Origin of the sequence: Mycobacterium sp. IS-1556 (assembly GCF_001499985.1) — a bacterium.
Taxonomy (GTDB): domain Bacteria; phylum Actinomycetota; class Actinomycetes; order Mycobacteriales; family Mycobacteriaceae; genus Mycobacterium.
Window position 1 is genome coordinate 459,651 of the sequence record NZ_LQIM01000012.1, and the last position, 26,362, is coordinate 486,012.

Genomic DNA, 26,362 nt, shown 5'->3' on the forward strand with positions numbered 1-26,362 from the left:
CTCACACGCCCTCCACCTGGACCTCGACGGGAACACTGTTCCAGCCCCACTGGAAACTCGACGGTGGCCGCGAGGCGGCCGCGTCGTCGATGCGCCATTCGGTGACGCGGTCGAGCCATTCGCTGACCAGGATGCCGATCTCCAGCCGGGCAAGGTGCACACCGAGGCAGAAGTGTTGCCCGCGACCGAAAGCCAGCAACCGCTCGATGGGCCGGTTCCAGATGAAGGCGTCCGGATCGGGATACTCGCGTTCATCGCGGTTGGCCGACGCGAGCAGCGTGATGACCCGCTGACCGGGTCGAATCGTGGTGTCGTGGACCGTGAACGGCTTGCGGGCGGTGCGCGCAAACCACTGTGCCGGTGCGCAGTAGCGGATCATCTCCTCACGCGCCACGGGCACGTTCGCGTCCGGGTCGGCGCGCACGGCGGACAGTTGGTCGGGTCGCCGCCCCAGTTCCCACAGGCCGTGGGCGACGATCTTCGGCACGGTTTCGGTTCCGCCGATGAAGATTCCGAGCATCTGGGTGGCGGCCTCGATGTCGCTGAACGCCGATCCGTCCGGCAGGCGGTGGTCGATCAGGTTGTCCGCGATCGGGTTCTGTCCGGCGGCGGCGCGGCTGCGCTGGATGATCGGAACGAGATACTCGAGATAGCCCGGCCGGGCGTTGGCCACCTCCACGCCACTTCCCGGCTGTGCCAGGCTGCCGGCGTTGACGGTGGCCAACACATCGGCCGCGAGATCGACGGGCAGGCCGAGCAGTTCGCACACCACGGACGCGGCGACGAGCCCGCCGTAGTCCTGGGTCAGGTCGAAATTTCCGCGCGGCAGAAGCTCGTCCAGGCGTTCGTTGGCCAGCGTCCGGATGCGATCGGCCAGCTTGGCGACCGACCTCGGCCGCAGCGGGGGCGAGGTGCAGCGGCGCACGGTGTCGTAGATCGGCGCGTCGAAATTCGCGTGAAACGGCATCGGGTGCAGCGGCGGGTCGGGGACAGGCCCGTCGTTGCGCTTCGCCAGAACCGTTGCGGCGGGCAATGTTCCCTCCGACGCCACGAAGGTGCCGTCGTTGACCTCCAACACCCGCCAGATGTCGTCGAACCGCGACAGGGCGTAGGTGTCCCACTTGTCGAGGTAGTACACCGGATATTGATCACGCAGCGTCCGGTAGTACGGCAGCGGGTCGGCCATCACCGCCGGGTCGAACGGGTCGTAGGAGAAGCCTTGCAGCACTGGGCTCCTCATTGCAGCGGCGAGGGGGGTAGGGCCTGCAGGATGGAATCTTCCCAGCCGTCACGCAACGCGGGTGCGACGCTCATCCAGGTGACGATCTCGGCGGGCGGACTGTCTTTCCATGACGGGTAGTGGTTCGCGAAACAGTCCCAGTCGCCGTCCAGCGCCCAATAGTGGATGACCTCGTTGAAGCGGAACGTGGTGATGAACGAACCGAGCCAACGCTTTCCGGTGCGCTCGGACCACGGGACGTAGAGGCGTTCCAGTTCCCGGATGTAGTCGTCCTGCCGGCCGGGCTTGGTCTGCATGATCTCCTGGATCACCAGGCCGGCACCGAAGTTCGCCTCGCGTAGCTGCGCCAGCGTCCGGTTGTACTTGCCCGCGTACATGATGCGGCCCTCGCCCGACGCGCCGATCTCGGCGAGGAACGTCGACCATTTCGCTGCCGCCGCCTCATGCGAGCCGCCCCGGGCCCGCGCCTTTCCGATACGCGCGTAGTCGGCGAACTTGTCGACCTCCCAGACGATCGTGACCTGCGGCCAATGCCCGTTGTACGGCGTCGTCTCCCAGATCGCGAACAGCCGCGCGCCGAGTTCGGCCATCATCGGGTGGTAGAGGTCGCTGAACGCCTCAGTGAACTGCTCTTCGCGCGAGCGCTCATCGCCGGTGAATTGAGCGGCCAGGCCAGAGCCGAGCGCGATGGTCTCATGCAAGTAGAGCAGCGTGTGACCATAGAACTTCTTCACGAGCTGCACCCATTTGACAGTGGCACCCTGCGAGCGTGACACTTGTCGCGTGTTTTGTAAAGGTGTGGGGGCGGCGAGCGGATGACGTTGACACCGCTGGCGAACGGACTCTGCTTCGGCGAGGGGCCACGGTGGTTCGAAGGTCTGCTCTGGTTCTCCGACATGCTCGGTGAAGCGGTGCACACCGTCGACCTGCACGGCGACATGGCGACGCTGCCGCTGCCCGGCCATGCCCCCGCCGGCCTGGGCTTTCGCCCCGACGGTTCGCTGCTGATCTCCTCCACCGAAAAGCGCCAAGTGCTCCGTTACGACGGCGAGAACGTCGCAGCCGTCGCCGATCTGTCCGACACGGTGCCGGCCGGCCTCGGCGACATGGTCGTCGACGACAGCGGTCGCGCCTACGTAGGGTCACAGGCCCGCGAAGGTGGGGTGATCGCGCGGCTCGACCCCGACGGCTCGTCCACCGTCGTGGCCGCCGACCTGGACTTCCCCAACGGCATGGTGATCACGCCGGACGGCGCGACGCTGATCGTCGCGGAGTCGACCGGCAGGCGGCTGACCGCGTACTCCATCGGCGCGGACGGATCGCTGACCGGTCGCCGGACGTTCGCCGACGCGCTCGACGGGCCGCCGGACGGCATCTGCCTCGACGCCGACGGCGGCGTGTGGACGGCGATGACGCTGGCTCATCGGTTCGCGCGGATCACCGAGGGCGGCACCGTCACCGACCGCATCGACATCGGCGCGCGCATCGCGATCGCCTGCGCACTCGGCGGTCCCGAACGCCGCACGTTGTTCCTGGTGTCCAGCACCGACGCATATCCGCAGCGGCTGATCGGCACCAAGCTGTCCCGCGTCGACGCCACGACCGTCGACGTCCCGGGAGCGGGCATGCCGTGACCGACGCCTATTACGAACTCGTCGACGACGCCGATCCGCTCGGTGAGAAGTTCCGCGCAACCGATCTCGTACGCAGCACCTGGTCGGCCGCGATCCAGCACGGTGCGCCGGTGTCCGCGCTTCTGGTGCGGGCGCTCGAGCGCTGCGAGACCCGCGAGGACACCCGGTTGAGCCGGGTGCTGATCGACCTGCTCGGCGGTGTTCCCGCCGAAGGAGACCTCTGGGTGCGCTCCCGAATCGAGCGGGCCGGCAAGCAGATCGAACTGGTCAGTGCCGAACTGCTGGCTCAACGCCCCGACGGCGAGCCCCGACCCGTCGCCAGGGCCAGCGGGTGGCGGTTGAAGACCATCGACACCCGCGCGGTACAGCACGCGCCGGCGCCGCCGCTGCGCCCGCTCGCGGACGCGAAAAGCCGTGACATGAAGAAGGACTGGGACCGCAACTACGTCCACAGCCTGGATTGGCGGTGGCTGACCAGGCCGCTGGACGACGGCCCCGGCGAGTCGTGGATCCGGCCCGAGGTCGACCTGGTCAACGGTGAGACCATGACGCCGCTGGAGCGGCTGTTCGCGGTCGCCGACGACGCCAACGGCATCGGCACCAAACTCGACATTCGCAAGTGGACGTTCATGAACACCGACCTCGCCGTGCACGTACACCGGATCCCCGACGGTGAGTGGATCGGCATCCGTGCCGAAACCAGTTACGGGCCAGACGGTATCGGCACCACGCTCGGCACTCTGTTCGACGAACGCGGTGCTGTCGGTGCGATCCAGCAGTCGGTGTTGGTGCGGTCCGCGGGCGGAGTTGGGGTGGGAAACAGCAAGCCGGGCCGGTGATCAGGCGACGACGCAGGCGCCTGTCTCGACGGGCTGACTTGCGGCGACACCCTCGAGCATCAGCGCGAAGATCTGCTTGGCGGTGAGCACGAACCCGGTGTGGGGCTCGTCGACCGCCGCCCCGAAACTGATGCCGAGCACGCGCCGGTCGAGCCCGAGAAGCGGTCCCCCGGACTCGCCCTGCCGGATCGCGCCCCTGATGACGTACACCTCACGCTTCAACGTCGTGGTGCGGTAGATGTCGGGCCCCTGAAGGTCGATGACCTCGCGGATCCGTGCGGGCGTGGCGGTGAACGGCCCGCCACCCGGGTATCCGAGCACCACGGCGTCGGTGCCGGTGATGGCCGGTGTGTCGGCGAATGCCAGCGGCGGCGCCTGCAGGTCGGGCACGTCGAGCACCGCGATGTCCATGTAGGGGTCGAAAACCACGACGGTGGCGGGCTGTTCCCGATCGCCGACCCAGACGCTGACCGTGCCCCCGCCGGCGACGGCGTGTGCAGCCGACATCACCTTGTTGGGCGCGATGACGACTCCGCTGCCCGCCAGCGTCTTCTGACACGACGGCGCGATGGTTTGGATCCTGACGACGCTGCGCGCAGCCTCGGCGACGACCGCGTTGTCGACCAGCGCGGCGTCGGGTGCGGCGACCGAGGCGATCGCGACGGGGCCGGTCGGTTCGGCGTCGACGGCGACGTCCAGGGATTCAGTGAACCTGCCGCAGCCAGGCACGCCGATCGACAGGGCGATCGCGAGCAGGCAGACCGCGAGTCTTCTCGGCGTCATGGCGGAAACGATAGCCGCCCGGCATCGCGGCAGGCGTGCTCAGTCGACCAGTCGCAATGCCGCGACGGGGCACTGCGTCACGGCCTGCTGCATGCGGTCGCGGTCGGACTCCGGCCGCTCCGGCTCGTGGATGACCACGAAACCGTCGTCACCCACCTCGAACACCTCCTCGGCGATCGATTCGCAGATTCCGTGTCCGGTGCACTTGTCGAGGTCGACCGCGACGCGCATGCTCAGTCCCCTAACGAACGACGGCGGGCAGCCGTTTGACGCCGTGCACGAAGCTGCTGTACAGCAGGTCGGGCTCGGAGAACTCGATGGTTTTCAGCCGAGTCAACAACTCGTGGAAGAGGTTTCGCAGTTCCGCTTTGGCCAGCTGGCTGCCCAGGCAGTAGTGCGGCCCGCCGCCGCCGAACCCCAGGTGCGGGTTGGGTGAACGGGTGAGGTCGAATGCGCCGGGAGCGTCGAACACGGCCTCGTCCCGGTTCGCCGAGCAGTAGAACAGGCCGACCTTGTCGCCGGCCGCGACCGGGTGGCCGTTGATCTCGGTGTCCTCGGTGACAAAGCGTGCGAACTGCAGCACCGGCGACGACCAGCGGACGAATTCCTCGATCGCCGTACCGATGCGACCGTCGAAGTCGGCCATCAACCAGTCGCGCTGTTCGGGGTGTTCGACGAGCGCCATCATGGCGTGCGTCGTCGCCTGCTTGGTGGTGTCGTTACCCGCCGACGCGAGCAGGATCAGGAAGGCGCCGATCTCTTCGTCGGTCAGCCGGTGACCGTCGACCTCGGCGTTGACGATGCTGGTCATCAGGTCGTCGCCGGGGTGGGTGCGCCGGAACTGCGCCAGTTCTACGCCGGTGTTCGACAGCAGCGCGATCTGCGCGACGGGGTCGGCCAGGCGTTCGTCCTCGGTGGCGTACTCGTCGTCGCTCATCCCGAACAGCTTCTCTGCGGCATAGGCGACCGCGGGCTGGTCGGCGCTGGGCACGCCGAGCATGTCCATGATCGTCAGCATCGGCAGCTTCGCCGAACACGCCGACACGAACTCGACTTCGCCTGCACCGACGAGGTTTTCGACGATGGCGACCGCATTCTTTTGGATCTGCTCCTCGATCAGGCGGATGTTGCGGGGGGTGAACGCCGAACTGATCAGCCGCCGGTACACGGTGTGCTGCGGCGGGTCCATGGTCAAGAAGAACGAGGCGAATCGCTGGATCTCGGCGGGCATCGGGTTCAGCGCCACCCCCTGAGCGGAGGTGAACAGTTCGGGATGTTGGCTGACGTAGACGATGTCGGCGCGCCGCGTCAATGCCCAGAACCCGGGCTCCTCCATCGGGAACATCGACGGCAACGGCGGGTGCCAGGTCAACCCGTCGGCAGCACGCAACCGCGCGAACGTCTCGTCGCGAACGGCGAACGGCCGGCTCCAAAACTCTTCCGACGTGATGTCGACGGCACTGTGTTCACGGGCTGATGTCACCGAATCAGCGTGACACTTCGTCAAAAATTTGTAAAGCTATGGCGGTGCCGGTAGCCGATGCGGACTCTTCGACGCGGGAACGCATTCTCGCCGCGACCGCGGAGGTGCTCGGCCGCCACGGCATGACGAAGCTCAGCCTGTCCGAAGTTGCGGTGCAGGCGAAGGTTTCCCGACCCACCCTCTACCGCTGGTTCGCCTGCAAACGTGACCTCCTCGACGCGTTCGTGGTGTGGGAACGCCAGTACTACGAACGCGCGGTGGCCGAGGCGACCGCGCACCTGCCGGCGGGCGAACGACTCGACGCAGCGCTGCGGGTGATCGTCGAGTATCAGCAGTCCTATCCGGGGTTGCGCATGATCGACATCGAACCCGAACAGGTCATCAGGCGACTCGCCCGCGTCATCCCGCTGATGCGGCAGCGCCTGGAACGGCTCGCCACCGGACCCGACGCCGCACTCGCCGTGTCGACCGCGGTGCGCGTCGCGGTGTCGCACTATCTGGTGCGCAGTGACGACGACGCCGACTTCCTCGCCCAGCTCCGCCATGCCGCGCGGGTCAAGCATCACGCGCCGGGAAGCGAACGATGAGGATTCCAGCCGGCGTCGAGGAACTCACACCCGACTGGTTCAGCGAGATATTGCACGCCCCGGTCGACGGGGTTCACGTCCTCGATGCCCACTCTGGCACCACCGGCCGAGCCCGCGTCAAGCTGACGAGTCGCGGCGACGTGCCGGACACGCTTTTCGTCAAGCTGCAGCCGTTCGTCGATGAACAACGCGCGTTCCTCCGCCGAATAGGTCTGGGGGTCGCAGAGGCACGGTTGTATGCCGAGGTCGGCAACGAACTCCCGGTGCGTGCGCCGCGCGTCTGGCACGCCGGCCACGACGATTCCGACGGTTCGTTCGTGATGGTCCTCGAAGATCTACAAGCGTCGGGATGCCGTTTCCCCACCCCGGCCGACAGCGACATCATCGACGTCGCGGCCTCGCTCGTCGATGAACTCGCCGCATTGCATGCTCATTTCCGGTCGCGTGACCTCGGCTGGCTGCGCACCCCGTCGGGGATGCGGAACAAGCCCGAGGATGCCGCGGTGGCCGCCCAACGGGCCCAGTTCATCTTGTCGGCAATCGAGCAGTTCGCGCAGGAGATGCCGCCGGCGTTTCAGCGCATCGGGGAGCTGTACGCCCAGCGCTCCCCCGACATCGTCGAGCTGTTCAACGAAGGCGAACGCACGCTGATTCACGGCGACACCCACAGCGGCAATCTCTTCGTCGACGCAGGCCGATCCGGCCTGTATGACTGGGCGGTCGCCGGCCGCGCGCCAGGCGTCCGCGACGTCGCGTACTTCCTGTGCAATTCGCTGCCGGTCGAGATCAGGCGCGCCGAGGAGCGCGCATTGCTGGATCGGTATCGGGCGGGCCTGGCCCGGCATGGAGTCGCACTCGACGAGGGCACCGCTCACGAGCAGTACCGGTTGTTCTCGGTGTACTCCTGGATTGCTGCCGCATCAACGGCGGCCATGGGGTCGCGCTGGCAACCGATCGAGGTGTCCCGCGCAGCGATGGTGACGACCACGCAGGCGATCGAGGATCTGGATGCCGTCGGCCTGCTCGAAAGCAGATTGAACTGACCGGATTTCGCTTTCAGGCGATTCTCACCGGCATCACCGGCCCGTCGTCCAATTGCTCGGACACGTCGAGGTCGGTCAAACCCATCTGCGTGAAAAGCGGTATGCCGTAGGCGTTGAGCAAGAAGCGCTGGTCGTCGGTGGCGCCCGTGTCGAATAAATGGGCGCCGACGAGGTTGATCACCGCGAGCTTGAACGCATTGAGCGCGCGATACCACTCGCGGTGCCGGACCGCTATGCCGCTGGAGGTCTCATAGCGGGCGATGATCTCGTCGATCGTGAGGGCCGCTGGATGGGTGGGGATTCCGACGGGCATCCGCCACAACAGTTCCAGGTAGCCGATGTCGGTCAGCGGGTCGCCGACGGTGCTCAGCTCCCAGTCGAACACCGCGCTCACCTCGTCGCCGACGAAGGCGAAATTGCCCGGCTTGGCGTCGCCATGAACCAGCGCCACGCTCGAAGACGGCTGTGGCCGCGAGTCTTTCAACTCCGTCAACAACCGCTCGAGGGCCGGCAACGGCCCGCGCTTCACGCGCTCCATCTCACCGGCCCAGTGGTCGATCTCGCGGTCGAGATGACCGGCACCGTCGTCCAGCGCCGCCAACCCGAGGGCAGCGATGTCGACGGTGTGGATCGCGGCGAGTTGGTCGGCCAAGCTCTCGCACATGCCCCGCACCCCGCCCTGGGCCGGCTCGGGCGCCTCCATCTCGTAGACGGTTCCCGCCACCCGCTCCATGACGAAGAAGGGGCGGCCGAGCACGTCCCCGCTGTCTTCGAGCCACAGTGCCCGCGGCACGCGCACCGCCGACCCTTCCAGAGCGCTCAACACGGTGAACTGCTTGGCCAGGTCGTACGGTTCGAGCAGTGCAGGCGGCCGGGGCCGCAGGCGCACCACGACGTCACGCCGGATCTCCCCGGCACCGGTTCCGGTGACGATCGTCAGCATCATCATTTCCGCCGAGTGGCCGAATTCGATCCGATCGAACCCCTCGACCCGCAGCCCGTCGGTATCGGCGAGTTGAGCACGCAACCACTCGGCGAGCCGGTCGCGCACGGCACTGCCGGACGTCATGCCTGCGCCTCCTGCGCGGGCGGCCGGTCGACCACTTTCCTGTCCTGTTTGAACTTCGCCATGTCCATCGGGCGCCAGTTGGGGTAGCGGCGGTAGGCCTCACCGCCCATGAGAATTTCGAAGACGCCCCAACCGACTCGGCCGTCGAAGTCGAATCGCATCAGCTGGTCGATCGCCATGGCCTTGTCCTCGTTTTCGACCAGCTCGTCGCGATCGTTGCTGTCCCACAGGAAGTGAATGAAGTACGCGCCGCCGCCGAGATCCTCGTAGTTGCATTCCGCCATCGGCAGCCCGTAGTAGGCGTTCACGTGCTGGTGCACGGACTCGGCGGTGACGCGGTACCGGGCGCCGTCCTCGTCGGTGAAGACCAGCACGGCCCGGGCAGGGCGCTTGCGGTCGGCGTCGAATTCGACGTCGTGCTCGATCTTGACGAAACGCTTGGACAGTGTGCCGTCGTTGTGCGTGATGCCGCCGTCGACGTAGGTGACTGTGCCGTCGGAAGTTTCGAAGATCCACGCCTCGATGGCGCGGTCGTCGAAACCCGCGTCGAGCCAAAGCCAGAAGTCGATCTCGTCGGCGACGCGCACACCGAACGTGCGATCGCGACCGCCGTGGAATCCGTCGACGGAGATGCGCTCACCCTCGATCTCCACCCAGCCCGTCCATTTGCCGGGCTCCTTCATGTGGTACATGTCCGCGATGACGCGCCCGTTCTCGCCGGTCACCTTGAGCGGCAACAGTTCCCACATCGGGGCGGTGGGTTCGTAGTACAGCTCCCACGCGATCCCGGACCCGTTGGATGCGACTTCGAGCTTCCACTTCTTCAGCGGCTCAACGCATGTCCACCGCAAGGGCCCGGCGCCCACGTCGGCGCGGTCTGCACCGTCCACGACGGGGCGGCCCGCCAGCAGGTCGTAGTGCCGCCCATCGGCGAGCGTCACCTTCACATAGCCCAGACCCGTCCCCGTGTTGGGGTTGTTCCCGTAACCGGACGCCAGGAGAAGATCACCGTCGGGCGACGCGGCGAAGAAGTAGCACCGATCCGACCAGGTGGCGTCGGGATGGTGCACTTCGTCGAACGGCCTGGGCAGCTGGTGGGTGAACGACTCGTCGGCGGCGCTGTATCCCATAGTCAGCAGAGCGTGACATTTTCTGACGATTATGTAAAGGTTGGCCGATCGCCCAGTTCGGTCATGATCTCGTCGGTGTGCTCCCCGAGCCGCGGTGCGGCCGACCGCGCCTCCCATGGGGTGCCGTGGAAGTCGGCTGGGGTGGCGACCATCGGTGTACTGCCGTCGCCATCAGGCACGTACACCACTCCGCCGGCGGCGTGGAACTGCTCGTCGCCGACCACATCTTCGAGTGTGTTGATCGGTGACCAGAAGAAATCCGGTTCGGCGGCGAAGGTTTCGGCCCACTCGTCTAGCGGCCTGGTTGCGAATATCTCGTCGAGTGCGGCGATCAGTTCGACGGCGTTGGCGGCGCGCGCCTGCGGGGTGTCGAAGCGCGGATCGGTCAGCCACTCGGGCCGCCCGACAGCGCGGCACAGCGGCGGCCAGTGGCGGCCGGCCTGCAGACCCACGATCCAGAACCGGCGCCCGTCTGCGGCCGCGTAGTTGTTCATGCACGGGTTGCCCATAGTTTCGCGCTGACCGATCGCGATGGCGTTTCCGGTGAGCAGGAACGTGTTCAAATCGAAGCTGACGGTGTAGGCCCCCTGGCGATACAGCGACGTGCTGACCAACTGCCCGGCGCCGGTGCGGGCCCGGGCGACCAGCGCCGCACACACCGCTGCGGCGAGTGTCATGCCCGCCATGTGGTCGCCCATTCCCCCGCGTTGGAACGGCGGCGTATCACCGGGACGGGTGAGCAGATGCGCCAGCCCCGACCGCGCCCAGAATGCCGCGACGTCGTAGGCCGCCCGGTCGGCATCGGGCCCGCTCTCGCCGTACCCGGTGATCAGTCCGTAGACCAGTCGCGGATTTGCCGCTGTCACCGCCGCGAAGTCGAGGCCGATGCGCTTGAGCGCCGCGGGTCGGACATTGGTGAGGAAAACATCTGCGCCGGTGAGCAATTGGCGAACGGTCGCGGTACCGGCGGCCGAGGTCAGGTCGAGGACGATGCTGCGCTTGCCGCGGTTGTCCATCTCGAACGGCGGGTTCGATTCGCCGTCGACGCCCAGCATCCGGCCGAACATCCGGCCGGGATCGCCCGCCGGGGGCTCGATCTTGACGACGTCGGCGCCCCAGTCGGCGAGTATGCCGCCGGCGGCGGGTCCCGCCACCCACACGCCGAGATCGACGACCCGCACGCCCTCCAGTGGACCCGCCATCGACACCTTCTTTACATTAGAGCGGCAATTTGTAAACTGACGTGGTGACGCACGCCCCGCCGGCCGTCGGCCTGGCAGCACATCTGGGCCGCGGGATACAACGTATCGCCACCGACGCCGCCATCGGTCGTCGGCGATCACTTCCGCGCTCCGTGTCCGAACTCGACGAGCCCGCCATGTCGCGGATCATCCGGCGTCGCGTCACGTCGGTGTCGGTGCTGGGCGGTGACGCCGGCACGTCGTCGCGCGCCCGGCTCGCCCTTGCCGGTGACGACGTCCCGCCGACGGTGTTCGTCAAGATGGCGGCCGAGACGGTCGCCACCCGGCTGATGGGCGAGATGGGTCGACTGGGGGCGACCGAGACACGCTTCTACCGCGAGTTGTCCCCGCGGCTGACCGGAGTTCCGATCTGCCACGGCTCGGCGTTCGATTCGATGACCGGCCGCTACGTGCTCGTGCTGGAAGACCTACCCGCCGACGAATGCGAGTTCCCTGACACCCTTCATCCGATCGGCGCCGACCGGGCAGCGAAAATCGTCGAACTCCTCGCGAGGCTGCACGCGACGTTCTGGGAACGCGTCCCCGCCTGGCTGTACACCGCGTCAGGCGACACCGCGTCGTTGCTCACCGCGCCGCTGCTGAAGACGTCCGCGCGCCGCATCGCCGAGCGGTCCGACATCGCGGTCGACGCCGGTCGCTTCATCGACGACAACTACCGCGCGGTGGCCCGTCTCATCGACGAGCCGCCCCACACCGTCATGCACGGCGACGCACATCCGGGCAACGTCTACTTCCGAAGCGGCGCGGCCGGGCTGTTCGACTGGCAGGCGGCGCGGCGCGGCCATCCCGGCCGGGAACTGGCCTACACCCTGGTCACCAGCATGACGCCGGGCGATCGCCAGGTGCACCAACGCGACCTGCTCGACGTCTACCGTCGAGCGCTGGCCGCCTCGGGCGGTCCCGAGCTGAATCGCGACGAGCTATGGCATCGCTACCGGCAGGGCGCGCTCTACGCCTATGTCGCCGCGCTGATCACCGCGGGGATGGGCGGAATGCAGGCCGAGGGCATCGCGCTCGAAGGTCTGCGCCGCGCAGTGGCAGCGCTGGAAGATCTCGACACGGTGGCCGTACTCCAGAAGTCGATGTAAAGAAGGATCTACGATCGGCACGTGAACGAACCGCTGCGCGACACCTCCGGAATCGAGGACACCTCGACGCGGCACCGGATCCTCGTCGCGACAGCGGAGGTGCTGGCCCGCAGCGGACAGACCAAGCTCAGCCTCTCGGAGGTCGCCTTGCAGGCGGGGGTGTCCCGGCCCACGCTCTACCGCTGGTTCGCGTCAAAGGGTGAATTGCTCGACGCGTTCGGTGTCTACGAGCGCGACTTGTTCGACAACGGCATCAGCAAGGCGACGGCCGGTCTCCGGGGCACCGAGAAGCTGGACGCCGCACTGCGGTTCATCGTTGACTACCAGCACTCGTATTCGGGCGTGCGGTTGGTCGACATCGAACCCGAGGTCGTCATCGCCCAACTGACGAAGGTCATCCCCGTGATGCGCGCGCGGTTGCAGAAACTGCTGAGCGGTCCGAACGGAGCGGTCAAGGCAGCGACCGCGATTCGCGTCGCGATCTCGCACTACATCGTGCGCAGTGACGACGATGACCAGTTCCTCGCGCAGTTGCGCCACGCAGCCGGGCTCAAGCCGCAGGGCTGATCGCTCGACTCCGCCGATGGGCTGACACTCGCGCGAAAATTTGTAAAGCTGTCCGCATGACCCAGGTACAGACTGACAGCGGTGTGTTGGCGGGCGACGAGCGGATGTTGATCGACGGCGAGTTGCAGACCACCGCCGGCGGAGCGACGTTCGAGGTGATCCATCCGGCCAGCGAGGAGGTTGCGGGCCGGGCCACCGACGGCACGGTCGAGGACATGGCGCGCGCGGTCGGCGCGGCGCGGCGCGCGTTCGACGAAACCGACTGGTCGCGCGATCTGGAGTTCCGCTACCACTGCCTGACCCAGCTGCACGAAGCCCTCGAGCGGAACAAGGAACGGTTACGCCGGGTCCTGATCACCGAGGTCGGCTGCCCGGTCTCGGTGACCGGCAGCCAGATCGAGAGCCCGATCGAAGAGGTCAAGCACTGGGCCGAGCATGGACGCGCGTTCGACTATCTGGTCGACAACGGTGTGCACGACACCCCGCTGGGTCCGGCTCGGCGCAAGATCCACTACGAGCCCGTCGGTGTGGTCGGCGCGATCACGCCGTGGAATGTGCCGTTCTATCTCAACGTCGCCGAGACGGTGCCGGCGTTGATGGCCGGCAATACGGTGGTGCTCAAGCCCGCGCAGCTGACCCCGTGGTCGGGCAGCGAGTACGGACGCATCGTGGCCGAGGAAACCGACATCCCCGCCGGCGTGTTCAACGTCGTGGTGTCCAATGCCAACGAGGTCGGGGCCGCGCTGTCGGCCGATCCGCGCGTCGACATGATCACGTTCACCGGGTCGACGGCGACCGGGCGGGCGATCCTGGCCGCGGGTGCGCCGACGGTGAAGAAGACGCTGCTGGAGTTGGGCGGCAAGTCCGCGCACATCGTGCTCGACGATGCCGACTTCAATTCGGCGTTGCCGATGGCGGCGATGATGGCCTGCGTGATGTCGGGACAGTCCTGCATCCTGCCGAGCCGGATTCTGTTGCCGCGCAGCCGCTATGACGAAGGTATCGAGGTCCTCAAGACGATGATGGAGGGCTTCCCGGTCGGCGACCCGTGGACGCCGGGCAACATGCAGGGCCCGCAGATCAGCGAGACCCAGCGCCAGAAGGTGTTGGGTTTGGTCAAGAGCGGCATCGACTCCGGTGCGCGGTTGGTCACCGGCGGAGGCATCCCGGAGAACCTGCCCACCGGCTACTACACCCAGCCGACGCTGCTGGCCGACGTCGACCCCAATTCACAGGTGGCGCAGGAGGAGATCTTCGGTCCCGTGCTCACGGTCACCCCGTATGACTCCGACGACGAGGCGGTCGCGATCGCCAACAACACGATCTACGGCCTGTCCGGCGAAGTGAGCAGCGCCGACGTGGACCGCGCGTTCGCGGTGGCCTGCCGGATGCGCACCGGCAACGTCACGATCAACGGCAAGAGCCACTTCGGCATCAACAGCCCGTTCGGTGGCACCAAGCAGAGCGGTCTGGGATACCGCAACGGCGAAGAGGGTTACAAGGAATACCTGGAAGCCAAGACCATCGGCATGCCGGACACGGTTGAACCGTGAATCAGGCCCCGAGTGACGAAGCCGAGATCGCCGCGCTGCTATACCGCTACGCTCGCGCCGTCGACACCAAGGACTGGGAGTTGTACCGCTCGGTGTTCACCGACGACGCGGTGATCGACTACTCATCGGCGGGCGCCGTCACGGGTGGCCGCGACGAGGTCGTCGACTGGTTCGCCGCGAATTTCGGTGTGATTCCGTGGAGCATGCACTACATCACCAACATCGAAGCCGAAATCTCCAGCGGCCCCGACGGCGACACGGCCAAAGTCAGGGCGATGTTCCACAACCCGATGCAGCTGCCGGGCCTGCCGGAGATGAGTAGCTGCGGCGGCTACTACCACCATGACCTCGTCCGCACCCCGGACGGATGGCGCAGCCGGCGGCTGGTCGAAGAGAACGTCTGGTTCGTCAACGGACCCACTCAGTAGCGCCCAGACCGACGTTTTGGCGGAAAAGCGCGCGCAAAATCCGCCAAAGCGTCGGTCTCGAGGCGACGAGACTGAAGGGTCAGCTCTGCGCCGCCAATTGCCCGCAGGCGGCGGCGATCTCACGGCCGCGGGTGTCGCGCACCGTGCACGACACACCCCGCTCGCGGACGCGCCGAACGAATTCGCGTTCGGCGGGTTTGGGACTGGCGTCCCACTCACTGCCGGGCGTCGGATTGAGCGGAATGACGTTGACGTGCGCCAGCGGGCCGAGCGCGCCATGCAGCCGCTTGCCCAAAAGGTCTGCGCGCCAAGGCTGATCGTTGACATCGCGAATCAGCGCATACTCGATGGACACTCGCCGGCCCGTCACGTCGGCGTAGTACCGCGCGGCGTCGAGCGCCTCGGACACCTTCCAGCGGTTGTTCACCGGGACCAGCGTGTCGCGCAGTTCGTCGTCGGGGGCGTGCAGCGACAACGCCAGCGTGACGCCGAGCCGTTCGTCGGCGAGCTTGCGGATCGCCGGTGCCAGCCCGACCGTCGACACGGTGACCGAGCGGGCCGAGATGCCGAAGCCGTTCGGGGCCGGCGCGATTATCCGTCGCACCGCGGCCAGCACCCGGTTGTAGTTGGCCAGCGGCTCCCCCATGCCCATGAACACGATGTTGGACAGCCGCCCGCCGCGGGCCGCGGGAGCGATCCCGTCACCATCGCGGTCGCGCAACTCGACCGCGGCGGCGCGTACCTGCTCGAGGATTTCGGCGGTCGACAGGTTGCGCTTGAGTCCGCCCTGGCCCGTCGCGCAGAACGGGCAGGCCATGCCGCATCCCGCCTGCGAGGAGATGCAGACGGTGTTGCGCTGCGGGTAACGCATCAGCACCGACTCGAACGTGGTGCCGTCCACCGCGCGCCACAACATCTTGCGCGTCTCGCCCGCATCGGTCTCGATCTCGCGCAGCGCGTCGAGCAGAGTCGGGAACAGCGTCTCTGCGACCTGATCGCGCACGGCGGCCGGCAGGTCCGTCATCTGGTGCGGGTCGGCGATCAGCCTGCTGTAGTACTGGTTGGCCAACTGCTTACCGCGAAACGCCGGCAGCCCCAGTTCGCCGACGGCGGCGGCGCGGCCAGCCTCGTCGAGGTCCGCGAAATGCCGCGGCGGCATGGCGCGCCGCGGCGGATCGAACACGAGCGGCAGGGCCGCAGGAGAGTCAGCCATCGGGTCCTACCAGTATGCCGGGCCGCGTTACGCCAGCAGCGTCAGCACGATCCAGCCGGCCACCGCAGAGGGAAGCATCGCGTCGATGCGGTCCATGATGCCGCCGTGCCCCGGCAGCAGCGTGCCCATGTCCTTGATCCCGAGGTCGCGTTTGACCTGCGACTCGACCAGGTCGCCGAGCACCCCGGTGATCACCAGCATCAGGCCCAGCGGCACCCCGACCCAGGCGGGCTTGTCCATCAGGAACGTCACCGACAGCACCGCGGCGGTGATGCCGAACACCAGCGAGCCGCCCAGCCCCTCCCAGGACTTCTTCGGGCTGATCGCCGGCGCCATCAGGTGTTTACCGAACAGCACGCCGGCCACATAACCGCCGATGTCGGCGAATACGACGGTCGCGATCACGGTGAACACCCGGCCGCCGCCGTGGTCCTGGAAGATCAGCAGCGCGCTGAAGCTGGCGAAGAACGGCACCCACGTCGCCAGCAGCACCGCGGCGGAGATGTCGCGCAGGTAGTTGACCGGCTGTCGGCGCAGACCCTGCCCGACGAGGCGCCAGACCATGCAGACGACGATCGTCCCGCCGTAGGCGCCGAGCAGCCCGACCGCGCCGAACGGCCACGTCAACCAGATCATCGCCTGACCACCGACCAGCAGCGGGACCGCGGGCAGGGCGTAACCGGAGTCGCGTAGCCGGCGGATCACCTCTGCGGTGGCGACCGGAATGAAGACCGCCAGCACCGGCAGCCACCCGATCGGCGCGAACAGCAGCGTGCCGATGGCCACGGCGCCCAGCAGGACACCCACCGCGATCGCCGCGGGTAGGTCACGGCCCGCCCGCGACTTCTTCTTGGGCGGTTCGTCGACCGGCGTCTCTGCCACGGGACCCTTGCGCTGTTCGGTCACTAGACCTCCAGCAGCTCGCCTTCTTTGTGCTTGACCAGCTCGTCGATCTGCGCGCTGTAGGTGTGGGTCAGCTTGTCCAGGTCCTTCTCCGCGCGAGCCACGTCGTCCTCGCCCGCCTCGCCTTCCTTTTTGATGCGGTGCAACTCCTCCATCGCCTTGCGACGGATGTTGCGCACCGCCACCCTGGCGTCCTCGCCTTTCGCCTTGGCCTGCTTGACCAGGTCACGGCGCCGCTCCTCGGTCAGCTGCGGAATGGCGACGCGGATGACGTTGCCGTCGTTGGTCGGATTGACGCCCAGGTCGGAGTTGCGGATCGCGTCCTCGATGTTGCGCAGCTGGTTGGCCTCGTAGGGCTTGATCACCACCAGCCGCGCCTCGGGCACGTTGATGCTCGACAGTTGCGTGATGGGCGTGGCCGATCCGTAGTAGTCGACGTTGACGCGCGCGAACATGCCGGGATTGGCGCGGCCGGTGCGGATCGACGACAGGTCGTCACGCGCCACCGACACCGCCTTCTCCATCTTCTCCTCGGCGTCGAAGAGGGTTTCGTCGATCACGGTGCTTCTCCTTCATCCGCGTGCGCGTCTTCGTCATGCTTATCGCGTGCACTGCTGTCAGGTGGTGACCAGTGTTCCGATCTTCTCACCCGCGACCGCTCGCGCGATATTGCCATCTGTGAGCAGGTTGAACACCAGGATCGGCATGCCGTTGTCCATGCACAGGCTGAACGCGGTGGCGTCGGCCACCTTCAGGCCGCGGTCGATGATTTCGCGGTGACTGATCGCGGTGAGCAGTTCGGCGTCGGGGTGCTGGCGCGGGTCGGCGGTGAAGACGCCGTCGACGGCCTTGGCCATCAGCACCACTTCGGCGCCGATCTCCAGCGCGCGTTGCGCGGCGGTGGTGTCGGTCGAGAAGTACGGCAGGCCCATGCCCGCTCCGAAGATCACCACGCGGCCCTTCTCCAAGTGCCGCACGGCCCGTAGCGGGATGTACGGCTCGGCGACCTGCCCCATCGTGATCGCGGTCTGCACCCGGGTGTCGATGCCTTCCTTCTCCAGGAAATCCTGCAGGGCAAGGCTGTTCATGACGGTGCCCAGCATGCCCATGTAGTCGCTTCGGGCCCGCTCCATGCCCCGCTGCTGCAATTGCGCACCGCGGAAGAAATTGCCGCCGCCGATGACGACGGCGACCTGCACCCCGCTGCGGACCACTTCGGCGATCTGGCGGGCCACCTGGTGCACGACGTCCGGATCCAGGCCTACGTCCCCGCCGCCGAACATCTCGCCGCCGAGCTTGAGCAGGACGCGGCCGTACTTCGGGCGGATCGCCCCGTTGGGACCGGTTGTTGCCGCCGCGCCGGCGACGCTGGATTCAGGAGCCGCCGCGCCGGCGACAGAGTTTTCCCGGGGCTCCGGCATCCGACTCCTTCGGGGTCCGCGCTGAGATGCCCCTCATCCTGCCTCATGGCCGGCGGCACAGCCGCCTCCGGGTCGCGACTCGCCGGGTCAGCCCGGCAGGTGGGCGCTCAGCAACCAGGCGGGCACCGATTTGCGTCCTTTCGGCTCGTCCCGGACGTCGGTCACCGGGAAGAACTCCTGGAAGCCGTCCGGGAACACGGCGTGGATGCGCGCGGGCCTGATCTCGTCGATGGTCCAGTACTTCGAGACGACGTCACGCAGCTCGTCCTCGGTCACCGGGAAGGCCGGACCGCCGGGCATGCCCGCCTTGTCGAAAACCAGCACGAAATACGAGGCCCCGGGAGCCGCGGCCCGCACGATCGAGCGCTGATACCCCTCGCGCAGTTCGACGGGCATCGAGTGGAACAACGTCGAGTCGACGATTGTCCCGAACCGCCCGTCGTAACCCTCGAAGTCGCTGATATCGGCCACCTCGAAGCTGGCGTTGGTCAACCCGCGACGCGCGGCCTCCGCTCTGGCCAGCTCGATCGCCGTGGGTGACTGGTCCAGACCGACCGTCGTGAAACCCCGCTCGGCCAGACACAGGGCGATGGCGGCCTCACCGCACCCGGCGTCGAGCACGTCACCGTGGAATTTGCCCTGTTCGATCAGGGCGGCGAGCTCGGGTTGCGGTTCGCCGATGCTCCACGGCGGTTTCGCGCCGCTCATCTCGGGGGCTTCGCCCTTGTAGGCGCTGTCGAACATCTCGATGGTGGGTTCGGTCATGACTCGTTGATATCAACCCGGTTGATATATGTCAATATGATTGACATGGATGGGCCGCTCGAGGAACAGCCGCTCGGTTTTCTGCTCTCCCGGGTGGCGAACGCACTGCGCGCCGAGGTCACCACGACGGTTCTGGAACCGCTTGACGTGGCGTTCCCGCAGTACCTGTGCATGCGGATCCTGTCGCAGTATCCCGGCCGGTCCAACGCCGAACTGGCCCGCGATTTCAACGTCTCGCCGCAGGCGATGAACATGGTGCTGCGCGGCCTGCAGGACCGCGGCCTGGTCAGCCGGCCGGCGAGCGTGTCGTCGGGACGTTCGCTGCCGGCGCAGCTCACCCGCGAGGGCCGGGAGTTGTTGAAACGCACGGACTCAGGGGTGCGTGCCGCCGAGCGAAAGTTGATGACGAATCTGACCCAGCGCCAACAGCGTGAATTCAAGCAGATCCTCGCGGCCCTCGGTACGGACTGAAGGTCTGCCAGACTACGGTTCATGAGCGGCTCGTATCCGTCCCTGACCTCAACGGCGCCGCGATGAAGATCGTCCTGGCGCCGGACTCGTTCAAAGAGTCGATGACCGCATCCGAAGCGGTCGCCGCGATGCGGGCCGGCGTGGCGGCGGTGCTGCCGGACGCCGAAGTCCTCGGCGTACCGATGGCGGATGGCGGGGAAGGCACCGTCGACGCCGTCGTCGAGGCGTTGCACGGCCAGCACCTGGAGGTCCCGGTCTGCGATGCGCTGGGTCGCACCGTCACCGCCAGGTACGGCTATGTGCCGCTGCGTCAGCTCGCGGTGATCGAGGTGGCAGCGGCCGCTGGCCTGGAACGCATCCCACCCGATCAGCGAGACATCCTGCGCGCCAGCACATTCGGCGTGGGCGAATTGATTCGGTCCGCCTTGGATCGCGGCGCCGAGGATTTCCTGGTCGGCTTGGGCGGCTCGGCGACCAACGACGGCGGGACCGGAATGCTCACCGCCCTGGGCGCAAAGTTTCTCGACACCGACGGGCGGCCGCTGATGCCTGGCGGCGCGGCGCTCGAAGGCCTCGAGCGCATCGACCTGACCGGTCTCGATCCACGCCTGCGCGACGTGCGCATCCGCGTGGCCTCCGACGTCACCGCGCCGCTGCTCGGGCCCAGCGGTGCCAGCGCGGTGTTCGGCCCCCAGAAGGGGGCCGGCCCGGCCGACGTGGCGCGCCTGGAATCCGGATTGTCTCGGCTGGCCGCCGTCGCGTCCGCGACGCTCGGCGGCACGCAGCCTGCGCTACCAGGAGCTGGCGCCGCGGGCGGCCTGGGTTTCGCGCTCGTCGAATTCCTCGGCGCGACAAGCAGATCCGGCGTCGACGAGGTCGCCGAAACCGTCGGGCTGGAACGAGCGCTGCACGGCGCTGACTGGGTATTCACCGGAGAGGGCAGCGTCGACGCGCAGACCGTCATGGGTAAGACACCCTTCGGCGTCGCTGCGGCCGCGGTGCGCGCCGGCGCGCGAGTGATCATCTTCGCCGGCCGGGTCGCAGCGGACGCCGCGGTGTTGCTGGATCACGGCGTCGAACGATTGGTCGCGATCACCGCCGAAGGCACGCCGATCGAGCGGGCGCTGCGGGACGGCGCCGCGTCGCTGACGCGCGCGGTGGCCGAGGTCTGCCGCGACCTTTCCTAGCGAAAGTCAATCCTGGATGCGCCGCCAGGGGCGGGCGCGTTCGAGCTCGTACGCCAATTGGAGCAGTCGGCCCTCCTGGCCCCACGGCGCGGCGAACATCATGCCGACCGGCAGACCCGACGCGGACTCCGCGAGAGGAAGCGAGATGGCGGGCTCGCCGGTGGCGTTCTGCAGAGGCGTGAACGCCACCCACTCGACGAGCCGGTCGATGATCTGCTGGTAGTCCAGGGTCGGGTCGAGGTGGCCGATCCGCGGCGTGACGTCGGCCAGCGTCGGGGTCAGCACCACGTCGTAGGTCTGGGTGACCCTCGCGGTGATCCGGCGCACCCGCGAGAGCCGCGCGATCGCCGACGGCAGCCGGTGCAGGTTCCGCGACGCGTGGCGGTCGAGCCCGAGTGTCAGGTTGTCGAGACGTTCGCGGTCGAAGCTGGGCCCGAGCGTGCGACGCCCACTGCGCACGAGCGCAAACGCCAGGAACGACCAGTAGAGCAGGAAGTCGTTCATGAAGTGTGGCGGCACGGGATTGTCGATCGTGGTGACCTTGTGGCCCAACTCCTCGAGCAGCGCGGCCGTTTTCAGCGTGAGCTCACGCACCTCCGGGCTGGCCTCGCGTGTGATCGACTGGGTGCACACCGCGATACGCAGGCGCTGCGCCTCGGGGCCTGTGACGTCGCCGATGGGGGGCAGCCGCGGGTTGCGATACACCCGCTCCATCTCGCGGTAGAACGAAGCAGTGTCGCGCACGGAGCGGGTCACCACGCCGTTGGCGACGATGCGCAGCGGCATCTGTTGCAGCGTGCGGTCGAGTGGCAAGCGGCCACGCGACGGCTTGAGACCCACCAATCCGTTGCAGGAGGCGGGGATCCGGATCGAGCCGCCGCCGTCGTTGGCATGTGCGATCGGCACCGCCCCGGCCGCGACGAACGCGGCGGAACCCGACGACGACGCGCCCGCGGTGTGCTCGGGATTCCACGGATTGCGCACGGGGCCGAGCCGCGCGTGCTCGGCCGACGCGCTGAAGCCGAACTCCGACATCTGTGTCTTGCCCAGCGGGGCCAGCCCCGTCGCGAGGAACGAACGCGCGAAGTCACCGTCGGCCGGTGGATGCAATCTCGCCCGTAGGCCGCGAACGGGAAAGACCCCCAGAGTCCTGGGGGTCTTTCGCGCAAGCTCGCGTTGTTACGCCTGGCCGACCTCGAAACGGACGAACCGCGTCACGGTCACACCCGCCTCGTCCAGCAGCGCCTTGACCGTCTTCTTGCTGTCGGACACCGACGGCTGGTCGAGCAGCACGACGTCCTTGTAGAAGCCGGTGACGCGACCCTCGACGATCTTCGGCAGCGCCTGCTCGGGCTTGCCCTCGGTGCGGGCGGTCTCCTCGGCGATACGACGCTCGTTGGCCACGACGTCCTCGGGCACGTCCTCGCGGGTGAGGTACTTGGCCTTGAGCGCGGCGATCTGCAGCGCGACGGCATGGGCGGCCTGCTTGTCATCGCCCTGGTACTCGACCAGCACACCCACGGCCGGCGGCAGATCCGCGGCGCGCTTGTGCAGGTAGGCCTCGACAGTGCCGTCGAAGTAGGCGACGCGGCGCAGTTCGAGCTTCTCGCCGATCTTGGCCGACAGGTCGGCGATGACCTGCTCGACCGTCGTATCGCCGATTTTGGCGGCTTTGAGCGCGTCGACGTCGTTCGCCTTGGCGGCCGCCGCCGCAGCGACGATCTGCTCGGCGACGGACTGGAACTCCGCGTTCTTCGCGACGAAGTCGGTCTCGGAGTTCAACTCGATCAGCGCACCGTCCTTCGCGGCGACCAGGCCCTCGGCGGTCGCGCGCTCGGCACGCTTGCCGACATCCTTGGCGCCCTTGATGCGCAGCAACTCGACGGCCTTGTCGAAATCGCCGTCGGCCTCGACGAGCGCGTTCTTGCTGTCGAGCATGCCGGCGCCGGTCAGCTCCCGCAGTCGCTTGACGTCGGCGGCGGTGTAGTTGGCCATATCAGGTCTCCCTAAGCGTCTGGGGTTTTCGGTTCGGTCTGGATTTCGGCCTCGGGCGTGCCGGGCTCGGCACCCGCGGCGGTGGGCGAGGCGGTCACGGTGCTCGTCGCGGTCGCCAGCAGCTCCTGCTCCCACTCGGCGAGCGGCTCGGCGGCGTCGGCATCGGGCTTGTCGCCGTCACGGCCCACGCCGGCGCGGGCCTGCAGGCCCTCGGCGACCGCGGCGGCGATCACCTTGGTCAGCAGCGCGGCCGAGCGAATCGCGTCGTCGTTGCCCGGGATCGGGTAGTCGACGAGATCGGGATCGCAGTTGGTGTCGAGGATCGCGATGACCGGGATGCCCAGCTTGCGGGCCTCGCCGACGGCGATGTGCTCCTTGTTGGTGTCGACAACCCACACCGCCGAGGGCACCTTGGCCATGTCCCTGATACCACCCAGCGAGCGCTCCAGCTTGTTCTTCTCGCGGGTCAGCATCAAGATTTCCTTCTTGGTGCGCCCCTCGAAGCCGCCGGTCTGCTCCATCGTCTCGAGTTCCTTGAGGCGCTGCAGCCGCTTGTGCACGGTCGAGAAGTTGGTGAGCATGCCGCCCAGCCAGCGCTGGTTCACATACGGCATGCCGACACGGGTGGCCTCTTCGGCGATCGACTCCTGGGCCTGCTTCTTGGTGCCGACGAACATGATCGTCCCGCCGTGCGCGACGGTCTCCTTGACGAACTCGTAGGCCTTGTCGATGTAGGTCAGCGTCTGCTGCAGATCGATGATGTAGATGCCGTTGCGGTCGGTGAAGATGAACCGCTTCATCTTGGGATTCCAGCGACGGGTCTGGTGCCCGAAGTGGGTGCCGCTGTCAAGCAGCTGTTTCATGGTCACAACAGCCATGAGTCCATGGTCCTTTTCGTCGGTTGATGCCGGCGTCGGGTGACGCCGGGCCCTGGTGACTGCTCGGAAGCCAGAACCCGTCCGGAGACGGGACCGACGGCATCCGGAATACGACCTAGTGGAACGGGTCGTGGTGCAGACACGCGAAGTCAGCCCGCGCAAGCGAGCTGCGGTTAGCAGTTTACACCGTGCGCAGGTGTGGTTTTTCCACACTGACCTGGCGATCCACAGATCGGCGCGCGGGGCTGGCGCCGAGCGCTCTGGATGCGCTGAGCTGGGCAGATGCGAACCTCGGTGCTTTTCCTCGTCGGGTTGGTCCTCGGGCCGGTGTGGGCGGCGCCCGCGACGGCCGCCGGTGATCGGCTCGACTGGCCGCTGCGACCGCGTCCTCAGGTGACGCGGGCGTTCGATGCGCCGTCGCCGAACTGGACACCCGGTCATCGCGGTGTCGACCTGGCGGCGGAACCAGGTCAGTCGGTGTACGCGGCGGCGGAGGGGACGGTGGTGTTCGCCGGCCAGCTGGCCGGCAGGCCCGTCGTGTCGGTCGCGCACCCCGGCGGCCTGCGGACCAGCTACGAACCGGTCCGCCCGACGGTGCGGCCGGGGCAGCGGGTCGCGCCCGCAGCGGTCATCGGCGTGCTGCAGGCCGGACACCCCGGCTGCCCGACGCAGGCCTGCCTGCACTGGGGCGCGATGTGGGGGCGAGCCGCCAACGCCGACTACGTCGATCCGCTGGGCCTGGTCGCCACCACCCCCATCCGCCTGAAACCGACGCACAGCTGATCCGGCGCGAGCGACCGTGTTCCCCTACTCCCCAGCTTGCGCGTGGGCCCTGCGGTGTGGGCCCTGTACGCGACACGCGACGAATGCTGTACCGCAGCGGTCGCTCGCAGCTGGTGAGAAGCCGCATACCGTCGAAATCATGACCACCGCAGCCCATCGATCCCGTCGCCCGCGATTCGGCTTGAACTGCGGCCGGCCCCGCACCGGCGAGCAGGCCCGCGAATTCGCGCAGTCGGTCGAGGCCGCCGGGTTCGACGTGCTGACCTTCGCCGACCACCTGGGGCCACTGGCGCCACCGTTCACCAGCGCGACAGCCGCGGCGATGGCCACCGAACGCCTGCACGTCGGAACGCTGGTGCTCAACAACGACTTCCGGCATCCCGTCGAAACCGCCCGTGAGACGGCGGGTCTGGCACTCGTTTCCGACGGACGGTTCGAGCTCGGCATCGGCGCCGGCCACATGAAATCCGAATACGACGCCGCCGGCATCCCGTTCGACGGCGGTGGCGTGCGGGTGTCGCGGTTGGAGGAGGCCGCCGGGCTGATCCGCACATTACTCGACGGCGAGGCTGTCGACGTCGACGGCAGGCACTACTGTGTGCGCGCCGACGCTGGTCAGCTCCTGGCGCAACCGCCGCAACGCGTGCCAATGCTCGTCGGCGGCAACGGGACTCGTGTCCTTCAGCTCGCCGGACGCCTCGCCGACATCGTCGGTCTCGCGGGCATCACCCACAATCGCGACGCCACCGAGGTATGGCTGAGCCACTTCGGCGCCGCGGGCCTCGAGGACCGCATCGCAGTGGTCCGCGAGGCCGCGGGCCAACGATTCGAGGAACTCGAACTCAACGCGCTGATCCAAGCCGTCGTCGTCACCGACAAACCGCGGCGGGCCGCCGAGGAATTGGCCGGCGCGCTCGGCGTTGCCTCGCCGGCCGAACTTCTCGACTCACCGTTCGTCCTCATCGGCACATACGAGGAGATGGCCGAGCAACTCGTGCAGCGGCAGCAGCAGTTCGGCGTCAGCTACTGGACGGTGTTCGACGAGCTGCCTGGGCGGGCTTCTGCGATGCCCGACATCGCCGAGGTGATCAAGCTTCTGCGTTGAGCGTGTCGAGGAACTCGAGCATTTTGGGTACGACTACGTCGGGCCGATCGCGCTGAACCCAATGTGCGGCACCCTCAACCACTTTGAGACGTGCATCCGGCATGAGATCGGCTGCCGCCCGCGCCGCCGCGACAGGCACACTGGTGTCCTTGTCGCCGTGGATGATCAGCACGGGGCGCGGGAACGTCGCGAGCCGGGCGCGGTAATCGGTGGTGAGCCGATTCCACCTGACCTGATCGCGCTGCCACTGCCCGAACGCATCGAATGCGTGGTCCGCTCGGGCCGCCGACAGAATCTCGTCGACCAGTTCGGGCGTTCGTTGAGCGGGGTCGCCGATCAACGCCGGCATTACCCACCCCATGGCACGCTCGCTTCGTCCCGACCACCGGCTCACAGCGCGCAGCAGACCGGTATGCAACATGACCCAGGTCGTCGCCTGTCGGACACCCGACAGCGGTCCTGAAGACAGCCGGGACATGAACCCGTAGCTGCCCAATAGCATTGCCCCCGTGACCTTTTCCGGACGGTCCAACACGTGCCCGATCGTGATTCCGCCGCCTAGAGACAAGCCCCCGATCGCGTAGCGGTCCAGACCGAGCGCGTCGACGAACTCGCCGACATAGGTCACCAACCGATCCTGGGTCGACGGCCATGGCGCCGGCGGGCTGTCGCCGTAGCCCGGATGATCCGGCGCAAGGACGCGGTAGCCGCTGGCCGCGAGCCGCGGCCCGACACCACTCCAGGAGAGCGACGCACTGTCTACTCCCCCGCCGTGCAGCAGCATCACCGTCGGCGCGGCGTCGGCGCCATCCGGTGTCCATTCGAGGTAGGAGATCGTGCCCCACGACAGCCGAACCGTTGCCCTTCGCACGTAACCTCCTTGGTGATTTCGGTGCCCGCCGTTGCGCCCGGCGCGACCAATTACACCGAAATCA

The 26,362-nt window shown here is 67.5% G+C and carries 29 protein-coding genes; 12 read left to right on the forward strand and 17 right to left on the reverse strand.

Annotated elements, in window-relative coordinates:
* Position 1 precedes the first annotated feature (1 nt).
* Entirely contained in the window at positions 2-1,240 is a 1,239-nt protein-coding gene (locus tag AU187_RS11655; RefSeq protein ID WP_059099705.1) for a cytochrome P450, read from the reverse strand.
* Positions 1,237-1,974: a hypothetical protein gene (locus tag AU187_RS11660; RefSeq protein ID WP_059166777.1), complete on the reverse strand. Its 738-nt coding sequence runs from the start codon at positions 1,972-1,974 to the stop codon at positions 1,237-1,239. Before AU187_RS11660 ends, AU187_RS11655 begins: the two co-directional genes overlap by 4 nt.
* Positions 1,975-2,055: 81 nt before the next feature.
* Here AU187_RS11660 and AU187_RS11665 point away from each other — a divergent pair, with 81 nt between their 5' ends.
* Positions 2,056-2,874, forward strand: coding sequence for an SMP-30/gluconolactonase/LRE family protein (locus AU187_RS11665; RefSeq protein WP_059166697.1), 819 nt, complete (start codon positions 2,056-2,058; stop codon positions 2,872-2,874).
* Positions 2,871-3,713: a thioesterase family protein gene (locus tag AU187_RS11670; RefSeq protein WP_059166698.1), complete on the forward strand. Its 843-nt coding sequence runs from the start codon at positions 2,871-2,873 to the stop codon at positions 3,711-3,713. Before AU187_RS11665 ends, AU187_RS11670 begins: the two co-directional genes overlap by 4 nt.
* On the opposite strand, the gene AU187_RS11675 is transcribed toward AU187_RS11670, so the two are convergent.
* From AU187_RS11675 to AU187_RS11685, 3 genes are read right to left on the reverse strand one after another with little or no spacing between them, the layout of a single operon-like run.
* Positions 3,714-4,496, reverse strand: a complete 783-nt coding sequence (locus AU187_RS11675) for a MarP family serine protease (protein WP_059166699.1) — start codon at positions 4,494-4,496, stop codon at positions 3,714-3,716.
* Between the two features lie 39 nt (positions 4,497-4,535).
* Positions 4,536-4,727: a ferredoxin gene (locus AU187_RS11680; protein WP_059166700.1), complete on the reverse strand. Its 192-nt coding sequence runs from the start codon at positions 4,725-4,727 to the stop codon at positions 4,536-4,538.
* A 10-nt stretch (positions 4,728-4,737) separates the two neighbouring features.
* The gene (locus AU187_RS11685; RefSeq protein ID WP_156442344.1) at positions 4,738-5,979 is read right to left on the reverse strand and encodes a cytochrome P450; all 1,242 of its coding nucleotides are present in this window, start codon (positions 5,977-5,979) and stop codon (positions 4,738-4,740) included.
* Between the two features lie 38 nt (positions 5,980-6,017).
* Between AU187_RS11685 and AU187_RS11690 the strand changes: the two genes are divergently transcribed.
* Positions 6,018-6,566 carry a TetR/AcrR family transcriptional regulator gene (locus AU187_RS11690; protein WP_059166702.1) on the forward strand — a complete coding sequence of 183 codons (549 nt, stop codon included), beginning with the start codon at positions 6,018-6,020 and terminating at the stop codon, positions 6,564-6,566.
* Positions 6,563-7,609, forward strand: a complete 1,047-nt coding sequence (locus AU187_RS11695) for a phosphotransferase family protein (protein WP_059099697.1) — start codon at positions 6,563-6,565, stop codon at positions 7,607-7,609. Before AU187_RS11690 ends, AU187_RS11695 begins: the two co-directional genes overlap by 4 nt.
* Before the next feature lie 13 nt (positions 7,610-7,622).
* On the opposite strand, the gene AU187_RS11700 is transcribed toward AU187_RS11695, so the two are convergent.
* The 3 genes from AU187_RS11700 to AU187_RS11710 are packed head-to-tail and all read right to left on the reverse strand — an operon-like array spanning position 7,623 to position 11,010.
* The gene (locus tag AU187_RS11700; protein ID WP_059166703.1) at positions 7,623-8,678 is read right to left on the reverse strand and encodes a phosphotransferase family protein; all 1,056 of its coding nucleotides are present in this window, start codon (positions 8,676-8,678) and stop codon (positions 7,623-7,625) included.
* Positions 8,675-9,808, reverse strand: coding sequence for an Rv3169 family protein (locus AU187_RS11705; protein WP_059166704.1), 1,134 nt, complete (start codon positions 9,806-9,808; stop codon positions 8,675-8,677). The genes AU187_RS11700 and AU187_RS11705 overlap by 4 nt, the downstream gene beginning before the upstream one ends.
* 29 nt (positions 9,809-9,837) lie before the next feature.
* Positions 9,838-11,010, reverse strand: coding sequence for a CaiB/BaiF CoA transferase family protein (locus tag AU187_RS11710; RefSeq protein ID WP_059166778.1), 1,173 nt, complete (start codon positions 11,008-11,010; stop codon positions 9,838-9,840).
* A 44-nt stretch (positions 11,011-11,054) separates the two neighbouring features.
* Between AU187_RS11710 and AU187_RS11715 the strand changes: the two genes are divergently transcribed.
* Genes AU187_RS11715 through AU187_RS11730 form a run of 4 tightly spaced genes read left to right on the forward strand, consistent with a single transcriptional unit; the run spans position 11,055 to position 14,706 of the window.
* The gene (locus AU187_RS11715) at positions 11,055-12,158 is read left to right on the forward strand and encodes a phosphotransferase (protein ID WP_059100112.1); all 1,104 of its coding nucleotides are present in this window, start codon (positions 11,055-11,057) and stop codon (positions 12,156-12,158) included.
* Positions 12,159-12,179: 21 nt separating this feature from the next.
* Positions 12,180-12,725 (forward strand): TetR/AcrR family transcriptional regulator, encoded by a 546-nt coding sequence (locus tag AU187_RS11720; protein WP_059099693.1) that lies wholly within the window; start codon positions 12,180-12,182, stop codon positions 12,723-12,725.
* Positions 12,726-12,781: 56 nt separating this feature from the next.
* A complete protein-coding gene (locus tag AU187_RS11725; protein ID WP_059166705.1) occupies positions 12,782-14,278 on the forward strand; it encodes an aldehyde dehydrogenase family protein in 1,497 nt (498 codons plus the stop codon).
* A complete protein-coding gene (locus tag AU187_RS11730; protein WP_059166706.1) occupies positions 14,275-14,706 on the forward strand; it encodes a nuclear transport factor 2 family protein in 432 nt (143 codons plus the stop codon). Before AU187_RS11725 ends, AU187_RS11730 begins: the two co-directional genes overlap by 4 nt.
* A 79-nt stretch (positions 14,707-14,785) precedes the next feature.
* Here the strand turns inward: AU187_RS11730 and rlmN are convergent, their stop codons facing one another.
* The 5 genes from rlmN to AU187_RS11755 form a co-directional block, all read right to left on the reverse strand.
* A complete protein-coding gene (gene rlmN / locus AU187_RS11735; protein WP_059166707.1) occupies positions 14,786-15,919 on the reverse strand; it encodes a dual-specificity RNA methyltransferase RlmN in 1,134 nt (377 codons plus the stop codon).
* A gap of 27 nt (positions 15,920-15,946) precedes the next feature.
* Positions 15,947-16,825, reverse strand: a complete 879-nt coding sequence (locus AU187_RS11740) for a phosphatidate cytidylyltransferase (RefSeq protein WP_059099689.1) — start codon at positions 16,823-16,825, stop codon at positions 15,947-15,949.
* Complete coding sequence (gene frr, locus AU187_RS11745) at positions 16,825-17,382, reverse strand: ribosome recycling factor (protein ID WP_059166708.1); 558 nt, start codon at positions 17,380-17,382, stop codon at positions 16,825-16,827. The genes AU187_RS11740 and frr overlap by 1 nt, the downstream gene beginning before the upstream one ends.
* 57 nt (positions 17,383-17,439) lie before the next feature.
* Positions 17,440-18,243, reverse strand: coding sequence for a UMP kinase (gene pyrH, locus AU187_RS11750; RefSeq protein WP_059099687.1), 804 nt, complete (start codon positions 18,241-18,243; stop codon positions 17,440-17,442).
* A gap of 87 nt (positions 18,244-18,330) precedes the next feature.
* Positions 18,331-19,008, reverse strand: a complete 678-nt coding sequence (locus AU187_RS11755; protein ID WP_059166709.1) for a class I SAM-dependent methyltransferase — start codon at positions 19,006-19,008, stop codon at positions 18,331-18,333.
* Between the two features lie 36 nt (positions 19,009-19,044).
* On the opposite strand from AU187_RS11755, the gene AU187_RS11760 reads away from it, so the two are divergent.
* Together AU187_RS11760 and AU187_RS11765 are read left to right on the forward strand one after the other, a co-directional pair.
* On the forward strand, positions 19,045-19,479 hold the full coding sequence (locus AU187_RS11760; protein ID WP_082691805.1) for a MarR family winged helix-turn-helix transcriptional regulator: 435 nt from the start codon (positions 19,045-19,047) through the stop codon (positions 19,477-19,479).
* Positions 19,480-19,541: 62 nt separating this feature from the next.
* Positions 19,542-20,666 (forward strand): glycerate kinase, encoded by a 1,125-nt coding sequence (locus AU187_RS11765; RefSeq protein WP_059166711.1) that lies wholly within the window; start codon positions 19,542-19,544, stop codon positions 20,664-20,666.
* Between the two features lie 6 nt (positions 20,667-20,672).
* On the opposite strand, the gene AU187_RS11770 is transcribed toward AU187_RS11765, so the two are convergent.
* The 3 genes from AU187_RS11770 to rpsB all read right to left on the reverse strand — a co-directional run bounded on the left by AU187_RS11770 (position 20,673) and on the right by rpsB (position 23,539).
* On the reverse strand, positions 20,673-21,776 hold the full coding sequence (locus AU187_RS11770) for an amidase (protein WP_286131905.1): 1,104 nt from the start codon (positions 21,774-21,776) through the stop codon (positions 20,673-20,675).
* Positions 21,777-21,845: 69 nt separating this feature from the next.
* Complete coding sequence (gene tsf / locus AU187_RS11775; RefSeq protein WP_059099683.1) at positions 21,846-22,661, reverse strand: translation elongation factor Ts; 816 nt, start codon at positions 22,659-22,661, stop codon at positions 21,846-21,848.
* An 11-nt stretch (positions 22,662-22,672) separates the two neighbouring features.
* Positions 22,673-23,539, reverse strand: coding sequence for a 30S ribosomal protein S2 (rpsB, locus tag AU187_RS11780; protein ID WP_059099682.1), 867 nt, complete (start codon positions 23,537-23,539; stop codon positions 22,673-22,675).
* A gap of 282 nt (positions 23,540-23,821) precedes the next feature.
* On the opposite strand from rpsB, the gene AU187_RS11785 reads away from it, so the two are divergent.
* Together AU187_RS11785 and AU187_RS11790 are read left to right on the forward strand one after the other, a co-directional pair.
* Positions 23,822-24,322: a M23 family metallopeptidase gene (locus AU187_RS11785; protein ID WP_059166712.1), complete on the forward strand. Its 501-nt coding sequence runs from the start codon at positions 23,822-23,824 to the stop codon at positions 24,320-24,322.
* Positions 24,323-24,461: 139 nt separating this feature from the next.
* The gene (locus tag AU187_RS11790; protein ID WP_059166713.1) at positions 24,462-25,427 is read left to right on the forward strand and encodes an LLM class F420-dependent oxidoreductase; all 966 of its coding nucleotides are present in this window, start codon (positions 24,462-24,464) and stop codon (positions 25,425-25,427) included.
* On the opposite strand, the gene AU187_RS11795 is transcribed toward AU187_RS11790, so the two are convergent.
* Complete coding sequence (locus tag AU187_RS11795) at positions 25,411-26,298, reverse strand: alpha/beta fold hydrolase (RefSeq protein WP_059166714.1); 888 nt, start codon at positions 26,296-26,298, stop codon at positions 25,411-25,413. The genes AU187_RS11790 and AU187_RS11795 overlap by 17 nt on opposite strands.
* Positions 26,299-26,362 lie beyond the last annotated feature (64 nt).